Here is a 1,465-nt window from a genome sequence, read left to right on the forward strand (position 1 = left end):
CTGAACTGCACCCCATAAGTTAGACTTTTAAAACTTATGAGGTGTGCTCTATGCCAATTCCGAAGCATTCAAAAGAGTTAAAATTAAAAGTCATTCAAGCTTATTTAGAGGGAAGTAAAGGATATAAAATCCTTTCACAAGAATTTAATGTAGATCTCCAAACCATCCGCTTATGGATTGAAAACTATAAGGCACAAGGTGAAGATGGCCTGAATGTTAAAACTAAAAAAACCTACTACTCTTCCGAATTTAAAATCAAGGCTGTACAAATGCTTCTTGATAAGATACCGGTAAGAGAAGTTAGAAGACGGTTAAATCTGAGCGGGACGTCAATTTTAAGAAGGTGGCTAGCTCAGTATCATAAAGAAGGGATTGCTGGGTTTAATACCACGAGGATTTATACCAATATGCTTAAACAAGATAAAACTAAAATAACCAAGTCTGTAAAAGATGACAAAGATAAATCTCAGCAGGAGCTCATTGATGAAGTGACCGCTTTACGTGCAGAGGTTGCCTTTTTAAAAAAGCTAAAAGCCTTAAAACTGAAGCAACGTACTTAAATTCAATTTCTACTGCAGACAGCGTTCAAGTTATTTCGGAATTAAGGCAAACTTATCCATTAAAGCTACTACTTAATATTGCCAAGATCGCTCGTAGTACTTATTTCTATCACATGAGAGCTTTACGCTCCAATGATAAATATACTGAGTTAAAACAGCAGATCAAGTCCATATATCACAAGCATAAGGGATGCTATGGCTATCGTAGAATTACTCTTGCTCTGAAAAGTACAGGAATAATAATCAACCATAAATGTGTATATCGTCTTATGAAAACTATGGGACTTAAATCACGTATCAGAGCACTAAAATATCGCTCATATAAAAGTGGTTGTGTCGGGATGGTGGCCGATAACATTATGCAACGGCAATTTAAAGCGAACCGCCCCAACCAGAAATGGGCAACTGATGTGACGGAATTTAATGTTAACGGTGAAAAACTTTATCTATCACCAATTATAGATTTATTTAATGGGGAAATTATTACCTTCCGGATCCAACGTAAACTCAATTATGAGTTAGTGAAAGATATGCTCATTCATGCTTTAGCTAAACTTAAGCGACATGAGAAACCAATTCTCCATTCAGATCAAGGATGGCAATATCAAATGGCTCATTATCAACAGCAATTAAAGCAACATGGTTTAATTCAAAGTATGTCTCGTAAAGGAAATTGCTTAGATAATGCTGTAATAGAAAGCTTCTTTGGAATATTAAAATCGGAGTGCTTTCATGGTGAAAAATTTCAATCAACTGATGAGTTAGAGAAAACTATACGAGAGTACATTCATTATTATAATCATGAGAGAATCAAGGTGAAGCTACAAGGTTTATCCCCTGTACAATATAGAAACCAGTTTTTAAAAACTGCTTAACTAACTGTCCAACTTTATGGGGTCAGATCA

2 protein-coding genes are annotated in these 1,465 nt (G+C 35.2%); both read left to right on the forward strand.

The features are described 5' to 3' along the window. Nucleotides 1–50: 50 nt before the first annotated feature. A complete protein-coding gene (locus B806_RS0105255) occupies nucleotides 51–560 on the forward strand; it encodes a helix-turn-helix domain-containing protein (protein ID WP_002120495.1) in 510 nt (169 codons plus the stop codon). A gap of 32 nt (nucleotides 561–592) precedes the next feature. Next, nucleotides 593–1,435, forward strand: coding sequence for an IS3 family transposase (locus B806_RS0105260; RefSeq protein WP_235822518.1), 843 nt, complete (start codon nucleotides 593–595; stop codon nucleotides 1,433–1,435). The last annotated feature ends 30 nt before the right edge of the window (nucleotides 1,436–1,465 follow it).

Source organism: Acinetobacter sp. TG2027 (genome assembly GCF_000302435.1).
Classification (GTDB): domain Bacteria; phylum Pseudomonadota; class Gammaproteobacteria; order Pseudomonadales; family Moraxellaceae; genus Acinetobacter; species Acinetobacter pittii.

Coding starts and splice junctions, on each gene's coding strand:
- B806_RS0105255 (WP_002120495.1), top strand. CDS start 51: ATGCCAATTCCGAAGCATTCAAAAGAGTTAAAATTAAAAGTCATTCAA.